Here is a 24,418-nt window from a genome sequence, read left to right as displayed (position 1 = left end):
TTTTTATATCAATGGTCAGCTTAGTTCGTGTTTGTGATCGCTAAAATGGTTGTTAAGTTAGAGATAATGAACCGAGGATCTGAATAGGTATATCAAGGTGATCCCAAAAGTGACTGGCTGAGTATAAAGCTTTCCAAATTTCATTAATGGTCTCAGGTATCTATGGAAAATAAAAAAAAGCAGGGTGTGTTGTTGGTGAACTTAGGGACACCTGATGCAGCAACTCCTGCAGCTGTGCGCCGTTTTTTAAGCGAATTTCTGCATGACAAACGAGTGGTGAGTCTCACTCGTTGGCTTTGGTGTCCGATTCTTCATGGCGTGATCTTACCAATCCGCTCACCTAAAGTTGCAAAGCTCTACCAATCTGTATGGATGGACCAAGGTTCGCCTCTGTTGGTTTACTCTCAGCGTCAGGTCGCTAAGCTACAAGATAAGTTGCAGATGCCTGTTGCGCTTGGTATGACTTATGGCAATCCAAGTCTCAAATCAGGTATTGAAGCCCTGATGGCACAAGGTGTCGAAGAGATTATTGTACTGCCACTTTACCCTCAATATTCTGGAACTACGACCGCTGCGGTATCTGACGGACTCACCAAAGCGTTCAAACAGCTGCCGGTGATACCGGGCTACCGCTTTATCCGTGATTACTATAGCCACCCAAGCTACGTTAAAGCTCTGGCTGAGAGTGTGAGAAAGCATTGGCGTGAAAATGGGCAAGGTGACCATCTTGTTTGTTCTTTCCACGGTATTCCGAAGCGTTTGGCTGACCAAGGTGACATTTATCCTCAACATTGTGAGCAAACGACCGAGTTGTTAGCTCAAGAATTGGGTTTGTCACCAGATAAGATCACCATGACTTATCAGTCTCGTTTTGGTCGTGAAGAGTGGCTTAAGCCATATACGGACGAAACGTTGGAAGCGTTGCCAAAGCAAGGTATTAAGAAGCTCGATATCATGGCTCCAGCGTTCTCTGTAGACTGTTTGGAAACACTGGAAGAGATCTCTGATCAATGTAAAGAGACCTTCATTGAAGCGGGCGGCGAAGCCTTCAGTTACATTAAGTGCCTAAACGACAATGATGAACACATCCAAATGATGGCAGAACTCGTCGAGATGCATCGATAGTTAAACGGCATTATTGAAAACAGAAAAGGAGTGACTCACAGAGCCACTCCTTTTTATTTATCTACTGTTTGTTGAGTCTAGTATTATACCAATCGTAGTAAATAATTGCTTATCCTAGCTTGTTAAAAGGCTCGATAACTGCGTTAGAACTTTTGATTGTAGAATAACTACTTATCGAAAAATGCTGCCTTGTTCTCAAGCCTTTTTCCTGCGCTATTTTTGATCACATATTTACTGTGATTGGTATTAAGCTAGCGAAGTTTGTGCACTAGTCTCTTCTGATTCGGTATTCACAGGGTTGCCTTCGACACCATGCATCCAAGCAACTAGCTTGTTCGCACAAAGAAGTAGAATCACACCACTAATCGTTGCTGAGATAGCAATACCACTAAAGATAGCCATTGCACCTAGCTCACCGACATGAGAACCCACCAGACCAGCAACATAGTTTGCGATCGCATTGAAACCGAACCATGCCCCCATCATCAAAGAAGCCAGGCGAAGAGGAGCCAGTTTCGTTACCAGCGATAGACCAATCGGCGATAGGCATAACTCACCAAGAGTATGGAAGAAGAATGCGCCAACTAACCAAAGCATAGAAGTCTTCACGCTTAGGTCGCCACCTTGCTCCATAACTGCACCGATCATACAAACGAAACCAAGAGCCAAAAAGAATAGAGCCATAGCAAATTTGACCGGAGAATTTGGTTCACGTTTGCCTAACTTCACCCAAAATGCCGCGATAATTGGTGCTAGCGTAATAATGAAGAATGGGTTTAGAGATTGGAACCAAGCTGCTGGTACTTCAAAATCGCCAATCATACGGTCAGTGTACTGCTGAGTGTAGATGTTCATTAGGCCACCTGCTTGTTCAAAGCCCGCCCAAAATACGATAACGAATAGACCCATAATAAGGATAACTTTGAGTCGATCGTACTCTTCTTTGGTTAGTGGTGCTTTCTCTTTCGATTTGCTTAGCGCTTTTGCACGAGCAGCCGCTGGCACTGAACCGATATCTCCTAACCAAGATTGGGCCATTGTCATTTGCATCACAAGGCTGATCACCATACCGATACCTGCAGCAAGGAAACCGGCTTTCCAACCATATGAATCCACAGCTGCACCAGAAATTAGACCACCCAGCAGTGCGCCCAGATTGATGCCCATGTAGAAAATAGTAAATGCGCCGTCACGACGGTTGTCACCTTCTTGGTAAAGGTCACCCACCATAGTAGAGATGTTTGGCTTGAACATGCCGTTACCACTGATCAGTAGAGCTAAACCTAGATACAAAGCGCTCACCTGGTCTAATCCCATAAAGCCGTTAGGTAATGCTAAAGTGAACTGACCCAGAGCCATTAACAGGCCACCAATCAGAATGGATTTACGTTGACCTAGGTAGTTATCCGCAATCCAACCGCCGATAAGAGGTGTGATGTAAACAAGACCTGTATAGATACCGTAAAGGTCGAGAGCGTCTTTGGTTGACCAACCAAGGCCGCCATTGATGGTGGTATCTGTTAAAAATAGAACGAGAATGGCGCGCATTGCGTAGTAGGAGAATCGCTCCCACAACTCGGTACTAAAGAGTAGAAACAGCCCTCGTGGGTGGCCGAAGATGTTGTGTGTTTTTGGCATAAGTTTTACTAATTTTAAATATTAAAAGATTTTATAGTTAATCATGTATACATACCCAGATAAAAAACTGCAATAGGGTCTTTTTATAGTGATGACAGTAATATTTTGTTAAACCTATGATTTGATTTGTTTTTATTGCTAGTGTGGGGTGGGATTTGTGTGCTGCAAACTAATTTTCCATTATTGAATAAGTGCTTATTAATGGTTTATGGGCTTGTAAGTAGCATTTTTCGGTTTGTAAGCGTATGTATTTTGCTCTCATTTTTGGGTGTGCGCCACTGTATAGTTCGGGTGTGGCTTTTGATGAAATTATTTTTGTTGAATAATTGGTCTGTTCCGCAATATTGACCAACGAGGATTAATTCATATCATCAACCTGAATTAATCCGAATTTGGCTATGTTAAGATGTAAAAAAAATACAAAATGGCTAGGAAAATGAAACGTTGGTATCTACTTTACTGTAAGCGAGGAGAGCAACTCCGAGCGAAACAGCATATGGAAAATCAGGGGGTAGAGTGTTTCTATCCTCAACTTGAAGTCGAAAAAATCGTCAGAGGAAAAAAGAAGCGTGTCAAAGAGCCGTTGTTTCCTTCTTATATTTTTGTTCGATTTGATTATGAACAAGGACCAAGTTTTACTACATTGCGGTCAACAAGAGGCGTGGTGGACTTCATTAAATTTGGTGCGATGCCACATGAAGTGCAAGGTGATCTGATTTACGAGTTGAAGCAGATTGAACACGAATGTCAGGGGTATCTCGTGGATGATTGTCCGCAGTTATGTCCAGACTATCAAGCGGGCGATGTCGTTGAGATCTGCAGTGGTCAGTTTGCAGGTATCAAGGCGGTTTATCATGAAAAAGATGGTGAAGCGCGATCGATTATGCTGGTACAGATGATTAGCCAGGTGGTTCCGGTAAGCATTGAGAACGCAGCTCTGGCAGCACGCATTTAATCTGACTTTCGGGTCTTTGGATAATAAAAAAGGCGCTAAGAGCGCCTCAGACTGCTGACAAAGGTCTAGCTTTCAAGCTAGACCTTTGATCTAATAGGGGTATCGAAATATGGATATCTCACTATGCTTCAAGAGCCTTCACCTCAACAATATGAACTCGAAATGGTCACCATGGAACAGCTCGTTCCTCAGAACCATTTAGTTCGTAAGATAGATAAAGCCATCGACTTCGAGTTTATCCGTAATGAAGTCGCTCACCTCTACTGTAAAGACAACGGTCGCCCACCTGTTGACCCTGTACGCCTGTTTAAAATCATCCTGCTTGGTTACCTCTTCGGAATAAAAAGCGAGCGACAACTCGTGAAAGAGATTGAAGTCAATGTCGCTTATCGATGGTTCCTGCGTATGTCACTGACAGAGAAAGTTATCCATGCATCGACACTCAGCCAAAACCGTATTCGCCGCTTTAATGGTACCGATGTGTTTGAGCGTATCTTTATCAATATCGTAGAGCAGGCAATGGCGAAAGGTTTGGTCGCAGGCCAAGAACTATTTACTGACAGCACGCACCTAAAAGCCAATGCCAACAAAAATAAGCACACGAACAAAGTGACTAAGGTTCGCGCCAGTGCTTATCTTGATATGCTCGATGAAGATGTCGCGCTAGACCGAGAGAAAGAGGGTAAGAAACCTCTAAAGTCACGTACCGCTGAGCCTAAAACTAAGAGCACCAAAACGAGTACTACCGACCCGGAAAGTGGCTTCATGACTCGAGATAATAAGCCCCAAGGCTTCTTCTATCTCGACCACCGTACAGTGGATGGACAGCATGGCATTATCTTAGATACCCATGTCACAGCAGGTAATATCAATGACTCTCAACCTTATGTGAAGCGTCTGGACTATACCCTAGAGCAATTTAACCTTAATCCAATCGCCGTTGGACTCGACGCGGGCTACTTCACTGCGCCAGTCGCTGAGTCATTAGAGCGTCGAAATATCTTAGGCGTGTTCGGTTATCGCAGACCATCGAGAACAAAGAATGCGTTCAAGAAAAAGCACTTCATCTACAATGGAGAGCGAGACAGTTACCGCTGCCCTAACGGTCAAGAGCTCATCTATAAAACAACGTCTAGAGATGCGTATCGTGAGTATCACTCCGACCCGAAAGAGTGTGCGTTCTGTCCAATGAGAGATGACTGTACGCAAAGTAAAAATATAAAGAAAGTCATTACAAGACATATCTATACGGACGCGATGGATAGAGCCAACCAAATGCGGCTCTCACCTTATGGAAAAAGACGTATAGGCGAAGAAGTGAGACGGTAGAGCGGAGCTTCGCCGACGCTAAGCAGCACCATGGTCACCGTTATGCCCGCTTCCGCGGGCTCTCGAAAGTGCAAATGCAATGTTGGTTGGCAGCTGCCGCTCAAAACATCAAGAAGATAGCCTTGGTGGTGAGCTATTTACAAAAAATAGGGCTAAATATGTCCCAAATACGTCAAATTATGGCGTCTAGATGCCAATTTAAGTGTTGGGCTCTTCCAAACTTCGCATAATAAAAAAATATCGCGATCGCGGCCTACGGCCGCTCGAAAAAGAGACCCCACTTCAAAAAGTGGGGTTCGTCAGCAATCTGAGGCGCTAAGAGCGCCTTTTTTGATTCTGATTTTCTAGAAAAGTCAGGTTCTAGTATGCGTCGTTGTGAACCGCTTTAACAGCGCGGCCTGAAGGATCGGCGTTGTTCTTGAATGACTCATCCCACTCAATCGCTTTCGCAGATGAACATGCTACAGAAGGACCACCTGGTACACACTCTGCTGCAGACTCTAGTGGGAACAACTCTTCAAAGATCTCACGGTAAGCGTAACCTTCTTTGGTTGTAGGCGTGTTGTATGGGAAGCGGAATTTCGCTGTTTCCATTTGCTGGTCGGTTACTTTTGCTTCTGCAGTTGCCTTCAGTGTATCGATCCAGTCATAGCCCACACCGTCTGAGAACTGCTCTTTTTGACGCCATGCGATAGAGTCTGGCAGGTAGTGCTCGAAACACTCACGTAGGATGTGTTTTTCCATTTTACCGTTGCCACACATCTTATCTTCAGGGTTTAGACGCATTGCCACATCAATAAACTCTTTGTCTAAGAAAGGTACGCGACCTTCAACGCCCCAAGCTGCTAGAGATTTGTTAGCACGAGCACAGTCAAACATGTTCAACGCTAGAAGTTTACGCACCGTTTCTTCATGGAACTCTTTCGCATTTGGCGCTTTGTGGAAGTACAGGTAGCCACCGAAGATTTCATCTGCACCTTCACCAGAGAGTACCATCTTGATACCCATCGCTTTGATCTTACGAGCAAGCAGGTACATCGGAGTCGATGCACGTATGGTGGTCACATCGTAAGTTTCAATGTGGTAGATAACATCGCGAATCGCATCCAAACCTTCTTGGATTGTGTAGGTCATTTCGTGGTGAACAGTACCAATCTTGTCAGCCACTTCACGAGCAGCGACTAAGTCAGGCGCGCCTTCAAGACCAACAGCGAAAGAGTGCAGTTGTGGCCACCATGCTTCAGACTGTTCGTCGTCTTCGATACGCATTGCCGCAAAGCGTTTTGCTACTGCAGATGTGATGGATGAATCCAAACCACCTGATAGAAGTACACCGTATGGAACGTCAGTCATGAGCTGGCGTTTAACCGCAGCTTCTAACGCTTCTGTCAGCTCTTCTTTGCTGGTTGAGTTACCTTGTACAGCTGCGTATTCGTTCCAGTCACGAATGTAGTAGCGCTGAGGCTCTGAATCTTTTGAACCGTATGAACAGCCAGGAGGGAATTCGCTCACTGTTTTACATACTGGTACTAGTGCTTTCATTTCTGACGCGACGTAGTAGTTACCGTGTTCATCGTAACCTTGGTATAGAGGGATAATACCAATGTGGTCACGGCCAACTAGGTATTCGTCTTTCTCTTCATCGTACAGTACGAATGCAAAAATACCGTTTAGCTCTTCCAGCAGATCCGCACCAAGTTCTTGATATAGGGCAAGGATAACTTCACAGTCAGAATCCGTCTGAAACTCGTATTTATCTTGGTAACGAGCTCGAAGTTCTTTGTGGTTATAAATTTCGCCGTTTACCGCCAGAATGTGTTTTTTATCTTGGCTGTAAAGAGGCTGTGCACCACTATTTAGGCCAACAATAGCAAGACGTTCGTGAGCAAGAATAGCTTTGTCGCTTGCGTAAATACCAGACCAGTCTGGACCACGGTGGCGGAGTTTTTTAGACATTTCTAGGGCAACAGGGCGAAGTGCTGCAGCATCACTTTTAATATCAAGAATGCCAAATACTGAACACATAGAACTTCCTTTCAAATCATTTCCAAATCAACTGTATTCAATTTGCCATTTTGGTTAAAAAATGCAACCGGGTATGATGAAAAAAATTATATAAAGAGGGTTCTATTAGAGATTTTCTATTTAAAGTGTATTTTTGATTGATTTTATTTAAATGCGGTGTGATTTTTAGCCACTCCTCCCTCATTGCCGACAATATTTGAACGAAAACAAGGGGGAGTGGCTAGGGTGAAATACTACATTTTCATAATGTTAGGGCTAAGTTGTTCGCACACGTGGCGTGCAAAACCGCTACCCGCTTCACTGTAAATGTTGAATGCAGCGTCAACGCCGTTTTCTTTCAGTGTCTCTAGTTGATCCGAATACTCTGCGATAGCAGCAATTTGACCTTTAAAGTTACGAGCTTTGAGCTGGTCAAGCGCGGTCTGGTTACCTTGGTGGTGAGGCATCGCAAGAATAACGAGCTTAACATTAGCCGTATCTAAAATACGTTCCCAAAAATCCGGGTCGGTTGCGTCGCCAGAGATAACGTTACGTCCATGACTGCGATGGCTGTCTGCGGCATCCTCTCGTACTTCGACGCCTAAGCAGACTTTTCCATAGCGAGTGAGAAGTTCGTCATAAGCACCAGTACCAATTCTGCCCATACCAAGGATCAATACTTGAGCATGGCCTGGATCAATCCGTTTATCACGCTGGTTGAGCTTTTCTGCTGCGTGCTCTTTTAGCCATTTACCTGAGTGTTGATACAGTTTGTGCCCAGCGCGATTGAGTGGAGCGGCAATCAAGAAAGATAATGAGACAGCAATCGCGACGGCAACCAAGATATCGCCAGACATCCATCCCATTTTAAATGCAAGGCCACCAACAATCAGACCAAACTCACTGAAGTTGAATAGAGAAAGTGATGCTAGCAGCGAGGTACGAACTCGGAATTTGAAGAAATTAAGCACCCAGAAGTAGAGGAAGCCTTTGACTGGCAATAACAGTAAGAACAAGATTGCCAGCATAAAGCCCTGAATAGTCGGCTGTTCAGACAAGCCAATATTTAAGAAGAAGCACACAAGGAACAACTCTTTTAGGTTAAAGAGTGATTTTGACAGTTCCGATGCTTTAGCGTGACCTGCCAGCAACATACCTAAAATCAGTGCGCCAAGGTCTGGTTTTACCCCAACAAACTCAAACAGACCGGCACCGACAACGAGAGCAAAGAAGATACCAAACAGCACCAACATTTCGCCGTGTCCTACCCAATCAAGTATTTTGTAGAAGAGTGGCCTTAGAAGAGGGAGTGCGAACAAGGCAATAGCATACCATTCAGGGAGCTTACCGGTAGAAGCGGTTAGAAACACGACTGCGAAGATATCTTGCATTACCAAAATACCGATCGCTAGGGTGCCGTAGGTGGCATTCATCTCACCTTTCTCTTGTAGCGTTTTGACCGCAAAAACCGTACTTGAAAAGGAAAGAGCAAAGCCTAGTAAGATGAGCTGTTCATTTGACATTGCAGCAAGGGAGGAGATCCCAAGCAATTTAAAGCCAAACAGAGCCACTGCAAAAAAGAGGGTAGAGATCAGGTTATGTACGGTTGCGCCGGCCCAGATTTCCTTGGATAACAAGGTTTTGATATCCAGCTTAAGACCAATCGTAAATAACAGTAGAGTGACGCCGAGATCGGCAAGAGTAACGATGGTGTCATTGCTTTCAAAGCCAAACGCGTTAAGCGCAAAGCCTGCAATGAGAAAGCCAACGAGTGGGGGTAATTGACACTTCAAAGAGATAAAGCCTGCAATAAATGCAGCGGATAATAATATAAGTTCCATAACTTGTAGTTGTTGTTCCCTAGCTTATAAAAACGGGCCGTGTTTTATCCAAACACGGCCCGCTGAAAATCAATATTGCTTTTCTTTAGTCTTCGAGTAGCTTCTGCAATAACACGCCGTTGAGCATGGCACGTTTGATCATCGCGAAGGCACCCATTGTCGGATGTTTGTCGATCTCAGATGCTACAATAGGCAAGCCGCTATGGAAAGTCGTTAACGATTGATTCTCTACATTACGCTTAATTGCCGGGAAAACAATGTCTTGAGCCTTGGTAATGTCACCAGCAATGATCACTTTTTGTGGGTTAAACAAGTTGATCGTCATTGCTATGGCTTTACCTAATTGGTTACCAACGCGAACCAAGCTCTGTTTTGCCAGTTCATCACCATTCATTGCGTGGTCACAAACATCTTGAATTGTGATGCACTCAAGCTCAGTTAGAGAAGATTCGTAACCTTGCTTAATTAGCTTTTGAACACGGTCGATAATAGCTGGGTTTGCAGCAACGGTTTCTAAGCAACCAAAGTTACCGCATTGGCACTGTTCACCTAGTGGATCAATTTGAATATGCCCGATCTCTCCAACGTTACGGTTATGCCCTAAGAACACTTGGCCGTTTACTATGATACCCGCACCTGTACCACGATGAACGCTGACTAGGATTGAGTCTTGGCTGTCTTGGCTTGCACCGAAGTAATGCTCTGCTAAAGCCATACCGCGAACGTCATTTCCGACGAAACAAGCCACGTGGAATGTGTCGCGAATAATGTCACTGAGGGCTAAATTATCGATATCCGTATTTGGCATGTACTCGACCACACCTGTTGTCGGGTTTACAAGGCCAGGTAAGGTAATGCCGATCGCAATCAATTGGTCGATTTGATACTGCTGTTCAGCAACAAATGATTTAAGGGTGGTCAATAAACCTTCCATCAAATCGGATTGATCTGAGTAGTTTAGGTCTTCTTGAACGAAAGCCAGCTCACGACCACCGAGGTCATGAAGGCTAAGTTGAATATAATCTCGCCCTAAACGAACAGCGATGGAGTGAAAAGGCTCCACCTCTGTCGTTAGGGAGATAGCGCGTCTACCGCCAGTAGACGCTTGCTGAGCCACCTCTTTGATGAGGCCGCGCTCTAATAATTGGCGGGTAATCTTTGTAACACTTGCTGGTGCGAGTTGGCTTACGTCAGCCACTTGTATGCGACTGATAGGACCTTGTTGGTCTATGAGCCTGTATACCGCCGCACTGTTTAGTTGTTTAACTAAGTCTACGTTACCTATTTGTCCGCCATTCATACTTAATTGTGCTCGTATTGTCCGTTAACAACAGTCGCTTTTACATTGAAGTCTCTATCGAACACAGCCAGGTTAGCTACCATGCCTTTCTTAATTCGACCTAGTTTACTTTCTACACCCATCGCAGTTGCTGGGTACAGAGTCGCCATGCGTAGAGCTTCGTCTAAAGCGATTCCAGCGTGCTCAACTGTGTTCTGTACTGCTTCAATCATAGTCAGAGCTGAGCCGCCCAGTGTGCCGTTCTCATCAACACACTTACCATCTCGGTAATATACTTTCTTACCGACAAAAATAAAGTATTCCATGTCAGCACCTGCAGGAGCTGTGGCATCCGTCACTAATACAAGCTTTTCTCCCTTGATTTTATGCGCAATACGGATGTTTGCGTAATCAACGTGGAAGCCGTCAGCGATGATACCCGCATAGACTTCAGGTGTATCGTAGATTGCGCCTACAACACCTGGTTCACGGCCAACCATTGGTGTCATCGCATTGAAAAGGTGTGTTGCGAAGGTGATACCAGACTCAAAGCCTTTGCGCGCTTCAGCATAAGTCGCATTGGTATGACCGATAGAAACAACGACGCCAGCTTTGTGTAGACGTTCGATATGCTCAGGGTCATTTAGTTCAGGAGCCAAAGTAACTTTAGCGACCAAATCGCTGTTCTCACAGATGAGGTCGATCATGTCGTTGTCTGATTTACGAATATGGTCGACGCTGTGAATCCCTTTTTTCGCGACGTTAAGGTATGGGCCTTCCAGATGCAAACCAAGAGATTGGTTTTGATATTGGTTGTGGTATTCACGAGCTGCTGTGATCACTGCGCGCATGTCTTCGTCTGAAGAGGTGATCAGAGTTGGTAGGAAGCTCGTGCAACCAGACTTTAAGTTAGCTCGATGCATAATCTGCATCGTATCAGCAGTGATTTCATCGTTAAGCATAACACCGCCGCAACCATTAAGCTGTAGGTCAATAAAGCCCGGACTCAGGTTAGCACCTTCTAGGTCACGAACTTCAATGCCGTTTGGCAGTTCAGCAACAGGGCAGACTTGCTTAATCAGTCCGTTTTCAATAACAACTGCGTGATCGGTCAGAACATCACTACCAGTGTAGATTTTACAGTTACTTAGCGCGTACATAGTCAGCTAATCCTTATTTCGTGAGAACTTTAAATTTTGTTCGTTACCTAAAATTTCGACTTACTTTGCGAACATCATTTACGTAACGATTTAACTTTTTGAAACTGGCAAACTTCAAGGTGAAGTGCGAATTAAGTTTTTGAAAATACAGTAAACAAATACGTTTTGGTCTTTCATTACTTGGCCTGATTATTGATTATTAGCGGGGTAAAGAAAGCAGGTTGTACCCATGCATTGGCCTAATAATTACTCTTGAATTTTATCTGTAAATCTTCATTTTTTTGAATGATAAAATAAGTTTTATGATCTCGCTAGCAAAAACCTTGTGATTTGGCAAAAACTGGTGATTATGATCACAAATGGTAAGGTTTTAATTTGCGGGGCAAAATTAATTGAATACACTGATTAGGACTAAATTGAGTGACTAAAATAAGTTTCTCAAACGAATACTCAAAATCCTATAGGGGGAAACAACAGGTGAATATTCTAGGATATGCACAGAAGCTAGGTAAAGCGTTAATGCTTCCTATCGCAACGCTTCCGATTGCGGCGCTTCTACTACGTTTAGGTCAAGGCGATCTACTTGATATTCCATTTATGGCGCAAGCTGGTGGTGCTATCTTCGGTAACCTACCGCTGTTATTTGGTCTAGGTATCGCAATTGGTCTTTCTAAAGACGGCAATGGTGCAGCAGGTCTTGCTGGTGCGGTTGCTTACTTCGTACTTACAGCGACAGCAACAACAATTAATGCTGACGTAAACATGTCTTTCTTTGGCGGTATCTTCGCAGGTATTATTGCAGGTCACTCATACAACGCTTTCCATGCAACACGCCTTCCTGAGTGGCTAGCATTCTTCGCAGGTAAACGTCTTGTGCCAATCATGGCCGGTCTATTTGCATTAGTTGCTGGTGCAATCTCTGGTGTGGTATGGCCTGGTGTTCAATCTGGTCTAGATGCATTAGCTCACGCAGTATCAACGTCTGGTGCTATCGGTCAGTTCGTATACGGTACTCTTAACCGTGCACTTATCCCTGTAGGTCTACACCACGTATTGAACTCTTACTTCTGGTTCGGTATGGGTACTTGTCAAGAGATCGTAGTAGCTGGTTCTGCTGGCTTCGAAAGCTTCAAACAACTTTGTGTTGACCCAGCTCTAGCGAAAACTCTAGTTGTTGGTCAAGAGTACACATTCAACTTCGCGAACTCTGTAAACCCAGAAATCACTGCAGTTGTTAAAGAAGTAACTGAAACAGTTAAGTCTGGTGACCTACACCGCTTCTTCGGCGGCGACAAAGGCGCTGGCGTATTCATGAACGGCTTCTTCCCTGTAATGATGTTTGGTCTACCAGGTGCAGCACTAGCAATGTACCTAGCAGCTCCAGCTGAAAAACGCGGTCAAGTTGGTGGCGCACTATTCTCAGTAGCATTCTGTTCATTCCTAACAGGTATCACAGAGCCACTAGAATTCATGTTCGTATTCCTAGCTCCTGCTCTATACGCAATGCACGCTGTATTTACTGGTCTATCTCTAGTCATCGCTAACATGTTCGGTACGCTTCACGGCTTCGGTTTCTCTGCTGGTCTAATCGACTTCGTATTGAACTTCGGTCTAGCGACTAAGCCAATGACGCTGCTATTCATCGGTCTAGGCTTCGGTGCTCTATACTTCTTCACATTCAGCTTCGCAATCCGCGCTTTCAACCTGAAGTCGCCAGGTCGTGAAGATGACGAAGAAGGTGCTGCAGCAACTGACGCTGAAGCGCCAAAAGGTGACCTAGCTCGTCAATACCTGAAAGCTCTAGGTGGTCACGAGAACCTAACTTCAATCGACGCTTGTATTACTCGTCTACGTCTAACTCTTAAAGACCGCTCAGTAGCTGACGAAGCTGTTCTTAAGAAACTAGGTGCGAAAGGTGTGGTTAAACTAGGTGAAAACAACCTACAGGTTATCCTAGGTCCACTAGCTGAAATCGTTGCTGGCGAAATGAAAGCAATCGGTGCAGGTGAAGACCTATCAGATGTTAAACTTCCTTAGTCGCTTTCGCGTAGAGCAAATCACTCACGCAACAGCCTAAAGAGCTAAGTAAGTCTAAATTGAAGCCTCCCTTATGGGAGGCTTTTTCGTATCTGGCTTTGGCGCTTGAATCATTCAGCGTTCTATTCTTCATCGAATAGCAGAAATATTCACAATAAACTGATGGTTCTTATTGTGTAAAGCCTAAGAATTGTGGATGATTAGCAACAATGATCTTTCTATCCTAGGCTTAAGTTAAAAGCGCTATTTCTGGAATGGAAAGAAGAATTTTTCTCTGACAATACTAAATACATAGAGGTGCTATAGATGAGTGAAGCTGAGGCTCGTCCATCGAATTTCATTCGCCAAATTATTGATAAAGATTTAGCGGATGGTACACACACTAGCGTGCATACTCGTTTCCCGCCGGAGCCGAATGGTTACCTGCACATTGGTCACGCTAAATCTATCTGCTTGAACTTTGGTATTGCTCAGGACTACCAGGGACAATGTAATCTTCGTTTTGATGATACAAACCCTGAAAAAGAAGACGTTGAATACGTTGAGTCAATTAAGAATGATGTAAGCTGGTTAGGCTTCGAGTGGTCTGGTGACATCTGTTACTCATCAAACTACTTCGATACGCTTTACGCTTACGCTGTCGAATTAATTAATAAAGGCTTAGCGTACGTTGACGAGCTAAGTCCTGAGCAGATCCGTGAATACCGTGGCACGCTAAAAGAGCCTGGTAAAGCGAGTCCATACCGCGATCGCAGCCCTGAAGAGAACCTAGCGCTATTTGAAAAGATGCGTGACGGTGGCTTTGAAGAAGGTAAAGCGTGTCTGCGTGCTAAGATCGACATGAGCTCGTCGTTCATGGTAATGCGCGATCCCGTTATTTACCGTGTGCGTTTTGCTCACCACCACCAAACGGGTGACAAGTGGTGCATTTACCCAATGTACGACTTCACGCACTGTATTTCTGATGCGCTAGAGGGCATTACGCACTCTATCTGCACACTAGAATTCCAAGATAACCGTCGTCTGTACGATTGGGTACTCGATAACATCACAATTGATTGTCAGCCACGTCAGTATGAATTCAGCCGTCTTAATCTAGAGTACACTGTGATGTCGAAGCGTAAGCTGAACACGCTTGTGACTGAAAACCTAGTTAACGGTTGGGATGACCCACGTATGCCAACAATCTCTGGTCTGCGTCGCCGCGGTTTCACGCCTGCGTCTATTCGTGAGTTCTGTAAGCGTATCGGTGTAACGAAGCAAGAGAACATGATTGAATTCGGTTCGCTTGAGTCTTGTATTCGTGATGACCTGAACGAGAACGCACCGCGTGCAATGGCAGTTCTGGATCCAGTTAAGATCGTGATCGAAAACTACGATGCAGATAAAGTGGAAACACTTACGGTAGCCAACCACCCGAACAAACCTGAAATGGGCACTCGTGAAGTACCATTTACCCGTGAAGTTTGGATTGAGCGTGATGACTTCCGTGAAGAAGCAAACAAGAAGTACAAGCGTTTGGTTCTAGGTAAAGAAGTTCGTCTACGTGGTGCTTACGTGATTAAAGCTGAGCGCATTGAGAAAGATGTAGAAGGTAACATTACAACGATTTTCTGTTCTTACGATAACGAAACGCTAGGTAAGAATCCAGCTGATGGTCGTAAAGTAAAAGGTGTTATCCACTGGGTATCGGCTGATAAAGCACTACCAGCAGAGATTCGTCTGTACGATCGCCTATTCACAGTCGCTAACCCAGCGGCTGCGGATGACTTCGCTGCAACAATCAACCCAGACTCTCTGGTTAAACTGAACGGCTTTGTTGAACCTAGCTTAGCTGAAGCAGCTCCAGAGCAAGGCTTCCAGTTTGAGCGTACAGGTTACTTCTGTGTTGATTCAAAAGACTCGAAAGCAGACGCGCTAGTATTCAACCGTACGGTTGGTCTACGTGATACTTGGGGTAAAACAGAAGCTTAATAACCTCTTCGGTTAGATAAAGGAAAAAGCCAGCGATTTGATTGGGCTCCCGATGACTGGGAGCCTCTTCAGAAGCTGGCTTTTTTGTATCTTGAGTTTAACTGTGTTCATTAAGGGTTGTTAAATGTCTGCTTCGGTACGTTTCGTTGCCTTCCAAATAAAAAACGCTGACCGAGGTCAGCGTTTGTTTTATTTCTTCGCTTTATGCGCGTCTGGGTTGCCTTTGCAGTCACCCGATATGCTCTTACCGTAAAGGTACAAGCTGTGGTTCGTTAGCTGAACGTTATAACGCTTGGCGATCTCTTTTTGTCTCTCTTCGATGATGTCGTCTGAGAATTCAATCACTTCACCACAGTCTAAACATACAAGGTGATCGTGATGATGCTGCGTTGATAGTTCGAATACAGACTTGCCGCCTTCGAAGTGGTGACGAGTTACAATGCCAGCGTCATCGAATTGGTTAAGAACTCTATAAACGGTCGCAAGGCCAATCTCTTCACCTAAGTCGATTAGCTTTTTATACAAGTCTTCAGCACTAATGTGTTGGCAGTCTGGCTGTTGTAATACTTCTAGAATTTTGAGCCTTGGGAGGGTCACTTTAAGACCAGCATCTTTTAGCGCTTGATTGTTGTCTGACATATACTTTCCTGTTGATGATCTGCAGCAATTAACAGAATTCAATATTCCCGTTATTATAGGATACTCGACCACAACAATAAACCACGAACTTCAAAGGGTTAATCACTTGTATCACAATCTGTTTTGTAAAATCTAAATATCTCTCTTATATTAGAGGTTAGACCAGTTATTATGGTGCTGAATAGAAGCAGAACATGGAAGATCGTAATGAACAAGCAACTCGCTAGAATCTACAAACCCGGTATCGTTAAATTTGCGCTCAACATCTGGCCGCCTTTTTGGGGGGCAGGTATTAAAATCGACCACATTAGCCATGATTTTCGAGTTGTAAAGACGGTGTTAAAGTTACGTTGGTGGAATAAAAATGCCAATCGTACCCAATACGGGGGCAGTATCTTTTCTCTCACTGATCCAGTTTACTCACTGATGTTAATGGGCATTCTTGGTGAGCGTTATTATGTTTGGGATAAAGAAGCGAGCATTAATTTTATCAAACCTGGTCAGTCGGATCTGTATGCCGAGTTTGAAATTACTCAAAATCAATTGGATGACATTTATCGTCAAACCCAACTGGGTGAAAAGTGCTTTCCGGAGTTCATTATTTATGTCAAAGACAAAAAAGGGCAGGTGGTGTCTGAAATCCAACGCACGCTCTATGTAAGGAAGAAACCACAATTTAGAGAAGACGATGAGCCTGTAGAGGCTTGATTAGCTGAAATTGGCAAGTAATAGATACAAAAAAACCTCCGCGTGGAGGTTTTTCAATATCTTCAACGAGCAGAGAGATGATTAGTCTTCTAGCTCTGCTAGGCACATCTCTTCGTGGATTTGCTTAACCCAGTTAGATACGCGCTCGTCAGTTAGCTCTGGTTGACGATCTTCATCGATACATAGACCCACAAATTGACTGTCGTCGCCTTCAACAAGGGCTTTAGACGCTTCGAACTCGTAACCTTCAGTTGAAGTGTAACCTAGAATAGTCCCGCCTTTCGCTTCAACGATGTCGCGGATTGTACCCATAGCATCACAGAAGTATTCAGCGTAGTCTTCTTGGTCACCACAACCAAAGATAGCCACTAGCTTAGTTGAGAAGTCGATGGCTTCTAGCTCTGGGAAAAAGTCGTCCCAATCACATTGTGCTTCGCCGTAGTACCAAGTCGGGATACCTAGAAGAAGCAGGTCGAAGTTATCGATATCTTCTTTGCTGCTTTTTGCAATGTCTTGAACATGAACGAGCTGCTTGCTCAATTGTTTTTGAATCATCTTTGCAACAGCTTCAGTGTTACCTGTATCGCTACCGAAGAAGAGACCTACACTTGCCATAGAATCATTACCTTTCATTTTGTCTGTTGTCGGTGTAATAAGTTTGGACGAGAATCAACCGATTCCTGAACCTTCCCAGCTCACTTGAATAATTCCCTTGGCGATAAAACCCGCGCAGCCAAGGAACAACACTAACCACACAATGCGACGACCAAACGCCGGAACATTACCCTGTTTCAGAACGTCTTTAATTGCCATACCGATTAGAAAGAAAATCGATGCAAATAGAAGATCTAAACCAATAGATTCAATGATGTTCATGTAGTCGTAAAGCATGGGAACCTTATATACCAATTTTGCTTGGGCGCACTATATCACTGTTGTGAGATAAAGTTAATCGGCAGAAATCGCTGACTTCTCATTTATCTATTGATATCGAGATTATGCTTTTAAAAAACGAGGCTGTTAGCTCAAAAACTTGCGAATAGCTCTGAGAACTTCCTTGGGTTTCTCTGCATGTAGCCAGTGCCCAGTATTGGCAATGACATGCGCTTTCACATTAGAAAACTGCTGCTGAACCAGAGGTTGATGTTCTGGCATCAAGTAGTCAGAGTCGCCACCCTTAATCAGTAGTGTTTTGACGCTGGTTTTTTCGATTGGTTCCCAACCAATAATATTGGCGTAATTTGCTTCTAACGATGCAACATTAAATCGCCACACCATTATCCCGCTTTCGTTTTTGTACAGTGACTTGGTTAAAAACTGGCGTACGCCGTCAATTTCAATATGGCGGGCTAATACCTTGAGCGCTTCTGAACGAGAAGCTGGTTGCTCTTCGATGACGGCGTTTAAACCTGCAAGAACATTGTCGTGGCGGTTTTGCGTATAAGCGACAGGTGCCATGTCGAGTACAATAAGTTTCTCGATGCTCACTAATTCAGTCAGCGCCATCGCAACCTTACCACCCATTGAGTGACCAATAACGGTTGGTTTAGAGATATTGAGTGACGTCAAAAGCTGCGCCACATCACCAGCCATCGAGTGGTAATCGTGTATATCGCTGTGCGGGGAAATACCGTGGTTACGTAGATCAATACTGAGTACTTGATGATCGGTTTTAAGATCACGAGCAAGTAGGCCTAAATTATCCAAGTTGCCGAATAATCCGTGGATCAAAACGATGGTGTGACCCTCACCTTCCAATTTATAGTTGAGCTGTACTGACATTTTTATCTTATTCATGGTGGGTTTGACGTAGAGTATCCGCGCGGATCTCGCTATAATCCCCCAGAGTTTAAACATTGAGATTGTGAAAAGCGAATGAAAACAATTGAGGTTGATGAGGACCTGTACCGTTATATCGCGGGTCAGACAGAACGTATCGGCGAAAGTGCTTCAGATATTCTGCGCCGCTTATTGCAGGTGGATAATCAAGGCTTGGCTCCGGCTGAAGAGATCGTGGAGCCGAAAGGTATCGTTGTGAGTAAGGAAGTAGGCTTTACTCCAGAGAAGCTAGATGGCGTTAAAGAGATGCGCTCGCTGCTTATTTCAGATGAATTTGCCTCTTTAAAGAAAGCCATTGATCGTTTCATGCTGGTGCTATCAACACTGCATAAAATTGACCCAGCGAGCTTTTCAGAAGCGACTCAAGTAAAAGGTCGCAAACGTGTCTACTTCGCAGACAATGAAGCGACACTGCTGGCTAACGGTAATACGACTAAGCCAAAAGCGATTCCAAACAGCCCGTTTTGGGTAATCACCAATAACAACACCAGTCGCAAAAGACAGATGGTTGAACAGTTGATGAGTCGCATGAATTTCCAAGCTGAACTAATAGAAAAAGTAACAGGTTCAATCTAAGGAAATCTGATTTAAACCTCATAATATCCATGCTAAAGAAGATATTATGAGGTTTTTTTGTTTTTTAATTTTGTATATAAGGATGTCAAAATGGCTATGCACCCTCGTGCCGGGCAGAAAGCTCAGCAGGAAGATCTTCATAATATCCCGGCTTTAGTTGCAAACTACTTCTTACAGCAACCGGATGCTTCAAACCCAGACCACAAAGTTCAGTTTGGTACTTCAGGTCACCGCGGTACAGCAGACAAATCAACATTTAATGAAAACCACATTCTTGCTATTGCTCAAGCAGTAGCTGAAGTGCGTGCAGAGCAGGGCACGACTGGTCCTCTGTTTGTAGGTAAAGACACGCACGCGCTTTCGGAACCAGCATTCTCAAGTGTTGTTGAAGTACTTGTTGCCAATGGCGTTCAAGTTATTACTCAGCAAGACAATGGCTACACTCCAACTCCGGGTGTCTCTCATGCGATTCTAACGCATAACCTTAAGCATGAAGATAAGGCTGACGGTATTGTTATTACGCCATCTCACAACCCACCACAAGATGGCGGTATCAAGTACAACCCAGTACACGGTGGCCCTGCTGAAGCTGAGTTGACACAAGCGATCGAAGATCGTGCAAATGCTCTTATTGCAGAAGGTCTGCAAGGTGTCAAACGTATGTCCCTTGTAGAAGCGAAAGCATCTGACTTGTTTGTAGAGATGGACCTTGTGAAACCATACATCGATGACCTAGTGAATGTGATCGATATGGAAGCAATCCAAAAAGCAAACCTAAAAATTGGTGTTGATCCACTTGGTGGTAGCGGCATCGACTACTGGCGTCAAATCGGTAAGGCATATAACCTTGACCTAACACTGGTAAGTGAAGCGATTGACCCATCGTTCCAGTTTATGTCTCTAGATAAAGACGGCGTGGTTCGTATGGACTGTTCTTCTCCTTACGCAATGGCAGGTCTGCTAGCGCTTAAAGACGAATACGACCTAGCATTTGGTAATGACCCCGATTACGACCGCCACGGTATCGTAACGCCAAAAGGTCTAATGAACCCGAACCACTTCCTAGCGGTATGTATCGATTACCTATACCGTCATCGTGAAGGTTGGGGCAAAGATGTCGCGGTTGGTAAGACACTGGTATCAAGTGCATTGATTGACCGCGTAGTTGCAGACCTTGGTCGTGAACTATGTGAAGTCCCGGTAGGCTTTAAGTGGTTTGTGGATGGTCTATACAAGGGTACGTTCGGCTTTGGTGGTGAAGAGTCTGCGGGTGCATCATTCCTACGTAAAGACGGTACACCATGGTCAACAGATAAAGATGGCATCATTCTGTGTCTTCTTGCTGCTGAGATTACCGCGGTAACGGGCAAGAACCCACAAGACTACTACGAAGAGCTAGCGGCAAAACACGGTGAGTCTAAATACAACCGTATTCAAGCCGTTGCTAACGGCCAGCAAAAAGACGTACTTAAAAAGCTATCACCAGAGATGGTTGCAGCGGAAACATTGGCGGGTGATGCAATCACTGCTCGTCTAACGCACGCTCCAGGTAATGGCGCAGCTATCGGTGGTCTTAAAGTAACAACTGAAAACGGTTGGTTTGCAGCTCGTCCGTCAGGCACTGAAGATATCTACAAGATCTACTGCGAAAGCTTTAAAGGCGAAGAGCACCTGAAGCAAATCGAAGAAGAAGCTCAAGAGATCGTTAACCAAGTGTTTGCTGCGGCAGGTTTATAATCGGTAATCGATTTTAGCTAGATAATAAGAAGGGTTGATGTGAAAGCATTAACCCTTTTTTGTGCCACTTTGAAAATAGCCTTATCCATGTGGCCAACGTTCTGGCATCACGAACCAGAACTGCCCAGACTTTGTTTGGCCATGTATAAAGCGATCGCCAAACTCTGTAATGGGTGACTGCTCGAAATCTTCAGTACCTGACGCCCATTGATTCTTGGTAAGTGGGTACAGCGCTTCTTCAATAAGGTGAGCTTGATTTTGATAACACCAGTAGCCGTTTACTTGCGTGGAATTAATTTTATAACCTAAACAATGAGTTGGAACTTTTTGTTCAAGAAATGGGTTAGTATACAAGCGGCCTTGCATTAACAGATGTTGCGATTGAATATCAAGGTCTGGGTATTGAGCACGAAATGCTTCAGAACAAGACATTTGCAATTGGTGGCTAAGCATACGATCAAGCTTCTTGTCGAGTTGGTCATGCGCATTTGGGCCATACCAAGTATCTTCATGAAGCAGATAAAACTTAATGGCCACTTCCCAATGCTCCAATTGAGCGTTGCGCTTATCTTCTAGAATAAAGTCTATGGCACCCAATGTTCGACCATCTACATTGATTTGGATCTCATCATGAGCAATGACGTAATTTGGTGAGTTTTCGAACAGAGTCTGGCACAAATGCTGATAAACAAAGCCTAATCTTGGATTGCCTTGATATTGGTGGTCATTTGGAAGTGATTGTGACGATGCAAATAGTGTTAAATCACTGACGGGGTCCTTGCACTCTAATAGTGGCGGTGAATCTATGATCCATTGAAAAAATCGTTGTAATGACGCCATCTCTTCCTCACTGATTGGCCAAGGTCGTCTGACCCCAGTATGCTTTCGACATTCTACCCGTAAATTGATATAACCACGTTATCAAAAATGTAAGCTGGAACAAGCAATGAATAACCTACAGTTAGAAAAAATTCTTAATGACAAGCTGCAACCTCAACAGATTAAAGATTACAGTCCGAATGGTCTACAAGTCGAAGGTACGCCTGAAGTCAAACGCGTTGTAACAGGAGTTACTGCTTCACAAGCTTTGATTGATAAGGCGGTTGAGCTAAACGCAGATGCACTGCTTGTTCATCATGGTTACTTCTGGAAAGGTGAGCCTGAACCGATTCGCGGAATGAAAGGTAAACGCATCCGCACTTTGATTAAGAATGACATCAACCTGATGGGTTATCACCTGCCTTTGGATATTCATCCGGAATTAGGTAACAACGCAGAGCTGGCTCGACTGCTTGAAATCGAGGTAGAAGGTGGTTTAGAAGGGCACCCGCAATCAGTCGCTATGTTTGGTAAGTTGAGCAAGCCAATGACAGGTGCTGAATTTGCGCAGAAGATCAATCAGGTGTTGAATCGTGCTCCTTTGCATATTGCTCCGGAAAACGCCGATAAAATGATTGAAACAGTCGGTTGGTGTACGGGTGGTGGTCAAGACTACATTGAGCTTGCTGCGTCAAACGGCTTAGATGCATTTATCTCGGGTGAGATCTCAGAACGCACAACGTATTCAGCGCGTGAGCAAGGCATCCATTATTTTGCTGCAGGTCACCATGCAACAGAGCGCTACGGCATTAAAGCGCTCGGTGAATGGCTTGCAAAAGAGCACGGTTTGGATGTTGAGTTTATCGATATCGATAATCCGGTATAAGAGCAAGTACGGGATAAGGGGTACGAGTAGAAGGTATTCCTTATTCCTCAAATTGATGGAGGAAGGAGTAGGGATTCTCTTGATAGCAGCGTGACAGGGTGCCATAGAGATTCAAAATATCTCGTATAAAAAGAAAAGGGTTGGTGCTTTCGCATCAACCCTTTTTAACAATCATACTTTAAAAACGATTATTCACGTTCGTGAAGTGCTTTAAAGTCACGCTGCTCTTTACCCGTGTAAAGTTGACGTGGACGACCGATACGGTTCGTTGGGTCGCTGTGCATTTCGTTCCAGTGTGCAATCCAACCGATAGTACGAGACATCGCGAAGATTACTGTGAACATTGAAACAGGGATACCGATCGCTTTCAGGATGATACCTGAGTAGAAGTCTACGTTCGGGTACAGTTTCTTAGATACGAAGTACTCGTCCGAAAGGGCGATACGCTCAAGTTCCATAGCAACGTCTAGCAGTGGATCTTTGATGTTCAGCTCTTTCAGTACTTCGTGACATGCTTCACGCATTACTGTCGCACGTGGGTCGTAGTTTTTGTAAACGCGGTGACCGAAGCCCATTAGACGGAATGGGTCGTCTTTGTCTTTCGCTTTTGCAACATACTCTTCGATGTTATCAACGCTGCCGATTTCTTCCAGCATACGTAGACACGCTTCGTTTGCACCACCGTGAGCTGGACCCCAAAGAGATGCGATACCTGCCGCGATACACGCGAACGGGTTAGCACCTGAAGAACCAGATAGACGTACAGTTGAAGTAGAAGCATTTTGCTCATGGTCTGCGTGCAGAGTGAAGATCTTATCCATTGCACGAGCAACGATAGGGTTCACTTCGTACTCTTCACATGGGTTTGCGAACATCATGTGAAGGAAGTTTTCTGCGTAGTTCAGGTCGTTACGAGGGTAGATGAACGGCTGACCGATCGAGTACTTGTAACACATTGCGGCTAACGTTGGCATTTTCGAGATTAGGCGGTAAGCCGCGATCTCACGGTGCGTGTCGTTATTGATATCAAGTGAGTCATGATAAAACGCAGCAAGAGCACCAACCACGCCACACATAACAGCCATTGGGTGGGCGTCACGACGGAAGCCGTGGAAGAAGCTTGCGATTTGTTCATGAACCATGGTGTGACGAGTAACGGTCGTTTTGAATTTCTCGTATTCGTCGCGAGATGGGGCTTCACCATAGAGAAGGATGTAACATACTTCCAAGTAATCAGCGTTATTGGCTAGTTGGTCAATTGGGTAACCACGGTGCAAAAGGATACCTTTGCCGCCGTCAATAAAAGTGATTTGAGACTCACAGGATGCAGTGGCAAGAAAACCAGGGTCAAAAGTGAAAAAACCATTAGAACCTAGTGTACGAACATCGATCACTGGCGTACCAAGTACACCTTCCGTAATCGGCAGCTCGATTGGCGCTTGACCTTCAATATGAAGGGTAGCTTTCTTATCCGCCATAACAATCTCCTTTGTTTATTATTTAATCCGTCCAGGATGTTTATGTGCCATTTTTTTACTGGTCTTACGTGGGAAAGTCAATTTTTCTGCAGCTTTGTGTGCACTTGTTAGTGTTTTTTACATTAAATTCGTTAAAAATCTGTGCTGTGTAGCATTATTTGTTACATCAATTGTATTAGAATGTTGCCGTCCGTATAGTGGCGCTGAAAAGTTTGGTTAAAACCTTATAAATGCAAGGCTAAGAAGAAATGTGAGGTGTCTTCGTTAACCTTGTTGTTAACAAATATTTTACAATTAACTCAGGCTCAACTTCAGTTATTTGTTAAGTTAATGTTAAATTTTGCAGGTTTGCGACCAAATTTTGTCCATAACAATATCAAAGGTTATTTAATGA

The 24,418-nt window shown here is 44.3% G+C and carries 20 protein-coding genes; 9 read left to right on the top strand and 11 right to left on the bottom strand.

Annotation, left to right across the window (positions count from 1 at the left end):
* Window positions 1-162 precede the first annotated feature (162 nt).
* A complete protein-coding gene (gene hemH, locus AC6I7V_RS09900) occupies window positions 163-1,125 on the top strand; it encodes a ferrochelatase (RefSeq protein ID WP_255230178.1) in 963 nt (320 codons plus the stop codon).
* Between the two features lie 246 nt (window positions 1,126-1,371).
* Here the strand turns inward: hemH and AC6I7V_RS09895 are convergent, their stop codons facing one another.
* The gene (locus tag AC6I7V_RS09895; protein WP_255230179.1) at window positions 1,372-2,763 is read right to left on the bottom strand and encodes a peptide MFS transporter; all 1,392 of its coding nucleotides are present in this window, start codon (window positions 2,761-2,763) and stop codon (window positions 1,372-1,374) included.
* Window positions 2,764-3,199: 436 nt separating this feature from the next.
* Between AC6I7V_RS09895 and rfaH the strand changes: the two genes are divergently transcribed.
* Window positions 3,200-3,718 carry a transcription/translation regulatory transformer protein RfaH gene (rfaH, locus tag AC6I7V_RS09890; protein ID WP_255230180.1) on the top strand — a complete coding sequence of 173 codons (519 nt, stop codon included), beginning with the start codon at window positions 3,200-3,202 and terminating at the stop codon, window positions 3,716-3,718.
* 123 nt (window positions 3,719-3,841) lie between these two features.
* Window positions 3,842-5,277, top strand: a protein-coding gene (locus AC6I7V_RS09885) for an IS1182 family transposase (protein WP_498010782.1) whose coding sequence is annotated in 2 segments (ribosomal slippage) — window positions 3,842-5,015 and window positions 5,015-5,277 — 1,437 coding nt in all. Because the reading frame shifts where the segments join, the coding sequence is not laid out codon by codon here.
* A gap of 130 nt (window positions 5,278-5,407) precedes the next feature.
* Here the strand turns inward: AC6I7V_RS09885 and asnB are convergent.
* The 4 genes from asnB to nagA form a co-directional block, all read right to left on the bottom strand.
* Window positions 5,408-7,072 (bottom strand): asparagine synthase B, encoded by a 1,665-nt coding sequence (gene asnB, locus AC6I7V_RS09880; protein WP_255230181.1) that lies wholly within the window; start codon window positions 7,070-7,072, stop codon window positions 5,408-5,410.
* 233 nt (window positions 7,073-7,305) lie between these two features.
* Window positions 7,306-8,892 carry a cation:proton antiporter family protein gene (locus tag AC6I7V_RS09875; protein ID WP_255230182.1) on the bottom strand — a complete coding sequence of 529 codons (1,587 nt, stop codon included), beginning with the start codon at window positions 8,890-8,892 and terminating at the stop codon, window positions 7,306-7,308.
* An 85-nt stretch (window positions 8,893-8,977) separates the two neighbouring features.
* Entirely contained in the window at window positions 8,978-10,192 is a 1,215-nt protein-coding gene (gene nagC, locus AC6I7V_RS09870) for a DNA-binding transcriptional regulator NagC (protein WP_255230183.1), read from the bottom strand.
* Window positions 10,193-10,194: 2 nt separating this feature from the next.
* Complete coding sequence (nagA, locus tag AC6I7V_RS09865; protein WP_261881911.1) at window positions 10,195-11,331, bottom strand: N-acetylglucosamine-6-phosphate deacetylase; 1,137 nt, start codon at window positions 11,329-11,331, stop codon at window positions 10,195-10,197.
* Window positions 11,332-11,850: 519 nt separating this feature from the next.
* On the opposite strand from nagA, the gene nagE reads away from it, so the two are divergent.
* Together nagE and glnS are read left to right on the top strand one after the other, a co-directional pair.
* Entirely contained in the window at window positions 11,851-13,368 is a 1,518-nt protein-coding gene (gene nagE / locus AC6I7V_RS09860) for an N-acetylglucosamine-specific PTS transporter subunit IIBC (protein ID WP_498011675.1), read from the top strand.
* Window positions 13,369-13,674: 306 nt separating this feature from the next.
* Window positions 13,675-15,342, top strand: coding sequence for a glutamine--tRNA ligase (gene glnS, locus AC6I7V_RS09855; protein WP_498010796.1), 1,668 nt, complete (start codon window positions 13,675-13,677; stop codon window positions 15,340-15,342).
* A gap of 189 nt (window positions 15,343-15,531) precedes the next feature.
* Here glnS and fcrX read toward each other — a convergent pair whose 3' ends face one another.
* Window positions 15,532-15,981 carry a ferric iron uptake transcriptional regulator FcrX gene (gene fcrX / locus AC6I7V_RS09850; RefSeq protein WP_239833054.1) on the bottom strand — a complete coding sequence of 150 codons (450 nt, stop codon included), beginning with the start codon at window positions 15,979-15,981 and terminating at the stop codon, window positions 15,532-15,534.
* A 207-nt stretch (window positions 15,982-16,188) separates the two neighbouring features.
* Here fcrX and AC6I7V_RS09845 point away from each other — a divergent pair, with 207 nt between their 5' ends.
* Window positions 16,189-16,689, top strand: a complete 501-nt coding sequence (locus AC6I7V_RS09845) for a DUF4442 domain-containing protein (RefSeq protein ID WP_255230187.1) — start codon at window positions 16,189-16,191, stop codon at window positions 16,687-16,689.
* An 81-nt stretch (window positions 16,690-16,770) separates the two neighbouring features.
* On the opposite strand, the gene fldA is transcribed toward AC6I7V_RS09845, so the two are convergent.
* The 3 genes from fldA to AC6I7V_RS09830 all read right to left on the bottom strand — a co-directional run bounded on the left by fldA (window position 16,771) and on the right by AC6I7V_RS09830 (window position 18,471).
* On the bottom strand, window positions 16,771-17,304 hold the full coding sequence (fldA, locus tag AC6I7V_RS09840; RefSeq protein WP_239841325.1) for a flavodoxin FldA: 534 nt from the start codon (window positions 17,302-17,304) through the stop codon (window positions 16,771-16,773).
* A 54-nt stretch (window positions 17,305-17,358) separates the two neighbouring features.
* Entirely contained in the window at window positions 17,359-17,580 is a 222-nt protein-coding gene (locus AC6I7V_RS09835) for a DUF2788 domain-containing protein (protein WP_032551852.1), read from the bottom strand.
* Window positions 17,581-17,709: 129 nt separating this feature from the next.
* Window positions 17,710-18,471 (bottom strand): alpha/beta fold hydrolase, encoded by a 762-nt coding sequence (locus tag AC6I7V_RS09830; RefSeq protein ID WP_255231804.1) that lies wholly within the window; start codon window positions 18,469-18,471, stop codon window positions 17,710-17,712.
* A gap of 93 nt (window positions 18,472-18,564) precedes the next feature.
* Between AC6I7V_RS09830 and seqA the strand changes: the two genes are divergently transcribed.
* Both seqA and pgm read left to right on the top strand, forming a co-directional pair.
* Complete coding sequence (seqA, locus tag AC6I7V_RS09825; RefSeq protein ID WP_255230188.1) at window positions 18,565-19,104, top strand: replication initiation negative regulator SeqA; 540 nt, start codon at window positions 18,565-18,567, stop codon at window positions 19,102-19,104.
* Window positions 19,105-19,194: 90 nt separating this feature from the next.
* Window positions 19,195-20,841, top strand: coding sequence for a phosphoglucomutase (alpha-D-glucose-1,6-bisphosphate-dependent) (gene pgm, locus AC6I7V_RS09820; RefSeq protein ID WP_498010795.1), 1,647 nt, complete (start codon window positions 19,195-19,197; stop codon window positions 20,839-20,841).
* A gap of 81 nt (window positions 20,842-20,922) precedes the next feature.
* On the opposite strand, the gene AC6I7V_RS09815 is transcribed toward pgm, so the two are convergent.
* Entirely contained in the window at window positions 20,923-21,681 is a 759-nt protein-coding gene (locus tag AC6I7V_RS09815; protein WP_255230190.1) for a DUF1853 family protein, read from the bottom strand.
* 106 nt (window positions 21,682-21,787) lie between these two features.
* On the opposite strand from AC6I7V_RS09815, the gene AC6I7V_RS09810 reads away from it, so the two are divergent.
* Window positions 21,788-22,546, top strand: coding sequence for a Nif3-like dinuclear metal center hexameric protein (locus AC6I7V_RS09810; RefSeq protein ID WP_498010793.1), 759 nt, complete (start codon window positions 21,788-21,790; stop codon window positions 22,544-22,546).
* 188 nt (window positions 22,547-22,734) lie between these two features.
* Here the strand turns inward: AC6I7V_RS09810 and AC6I7V_RS09805 are convergent, their stop codons facing one another.
* Complete coding sequence (locus AC6I7V_RS09805) at window positions 22,735-24,024, bottom strand: citrate synthase (RefSeq protein WP_255230192.1); 1,290 nt, start codon at window positions 24,022-24,024, stop codon at window positions 22,735-22,737.
* Window positions 24,025-24,418 lie beyond the last annotated feature (394 nt).

Source organism: Vibrio sp. KUL70 (genome assembly GCF_059725515.1).
Note: the sequence above shows the minus strand (reverse complement) of the source record. Positions and strands in the feature narration are given on the sequence as shown.

Bases quoted from the DNA above. Each gene is read 5' to 3' on its own strand.
- hemH (WP_255230178.1), top strand. From the start codon at position 163: ATGGAAAATAAAAAAAAGCAGGGTGTGTTGTTGGTGAACTTAGGGACA.
- AC6I7V_RS09895 (WP_255230179.1), bottom strand. From the start codon at position 2,763: ATGCCAAAAACACACAACATCTTCGGCCACCCACGAGGGCTGTTTCTA.
- rfaH (WP_255230180.1), top strand. From the start codon at position 3,200: ATGAAACGTTGGTATCTACTTTACTGTAAGCGAGGAGAGCAACTCCGA.
- asnB (WP_255230181.1), bottom strand. From the start codon at position 7,072: ATGTGTTCAGTATTTGGCATTCTTGATATTAAAAGTGATGCTGCAGCA.
- AC6I7V_RS09875 (WP_255230182.1), bottom strand. From the start codon at position 8,892: ATGGAACTTATATTATTATCCGCTGCATTTATTGCAGGCTTTATCTCT.
- nagC (WP_255230183.1), bottom strand. From the start codon at position 10,192: ATGAATGGCGGACAAATAGGTAACGTAGACTTAGTTAAACAACTAAAC.
- nagA (WP_261881911.1), bottom strand. From the start codon at position 11,331: ATGTACGCGCTAAGTAACTGTAAAATCTACACTGGTAGTGATGTTCTG.
- nagE (WP_498011675.1), top strand. From the start codon at position 11,851: ATGCTTCCTATCGCAACGCTTCCGATTGCGGCGCTTCTACTACGTTTA.
- glnS (WP_498010796.1), top strand. From the start codon at position 13,675: ATGAGTGAAGCTGAGGCTCGTCCATCGAATTTCATTCGCCAAATTATT.
- fcrX (WP_239833054.1), bottom strand. From the start codon at position 15,981: ATGTCAGACAACAATCAAGCGCTAAAAGATGCTGGTCTTAAAGTGACC.
- AC6I7V_RS09845 (WP_255230187.1), top strand. From the start codon at position 16,189: ATGAACAAGCAACTCGCTAGAATCTACAAACCCGGTATCGTTAAATTT.
- fldA (WP_239841325.1), bottom strand. From the start codon at position 17,304: ATGGCAAGTGTAGGTCTCTTCTTCGGTAGCGATACAGGTAACACTGAA.
- AC6I7V_RS09835 (WP_032551852.1), bottom strand. From the start codon at position 17,580: ATGCTTTACGACTACATGAACATCATTGAATCTATTGGTTTAGATCTT.
- AC6I7V_RS09830 (WP_255231804.1), bottom strand. From the start codon at position 18,471: ATGTCAGTACAGCTCAACTATAAATTGGAAGGTGAGGGTCACACCATC.
- seqA (WP_255230188.1), top strand. From the start codon at position 18,565: ATGAAAACAATTGAGGTTGATGAGGACCTGTACCGTTATATCGCGGGT.
- pgm (WP_498010795.1), top strand. From the start codon at position 19,195: ATGGCTATGCACCCTCGTGCCGGGCAGAAAGCTCAGCAGGAAGATCTT.
- AC6I7V_RS09815 (WP_255230190.1), bottom strand. From the start codon at position 21,681: ATGGCGTCATTACAACGATTTTTTCAATGGATCATAGATTCACCGCCA.
- AC6I7V_RS09810 (WP_498010793.1), top strand. From the start codon at position 21,788: ATGAATAACCTACAGTTAGAAAAAATTCTTAATGACAAGCTGCAACCT.
- AC6I7V_RS09805 (WP_255230192.1), bottom strand. From the start codon at position 24,024: ATGGCGGATAAGAAAGCTACCCTTCATATTGAAGGTCAAGCGCCAATC.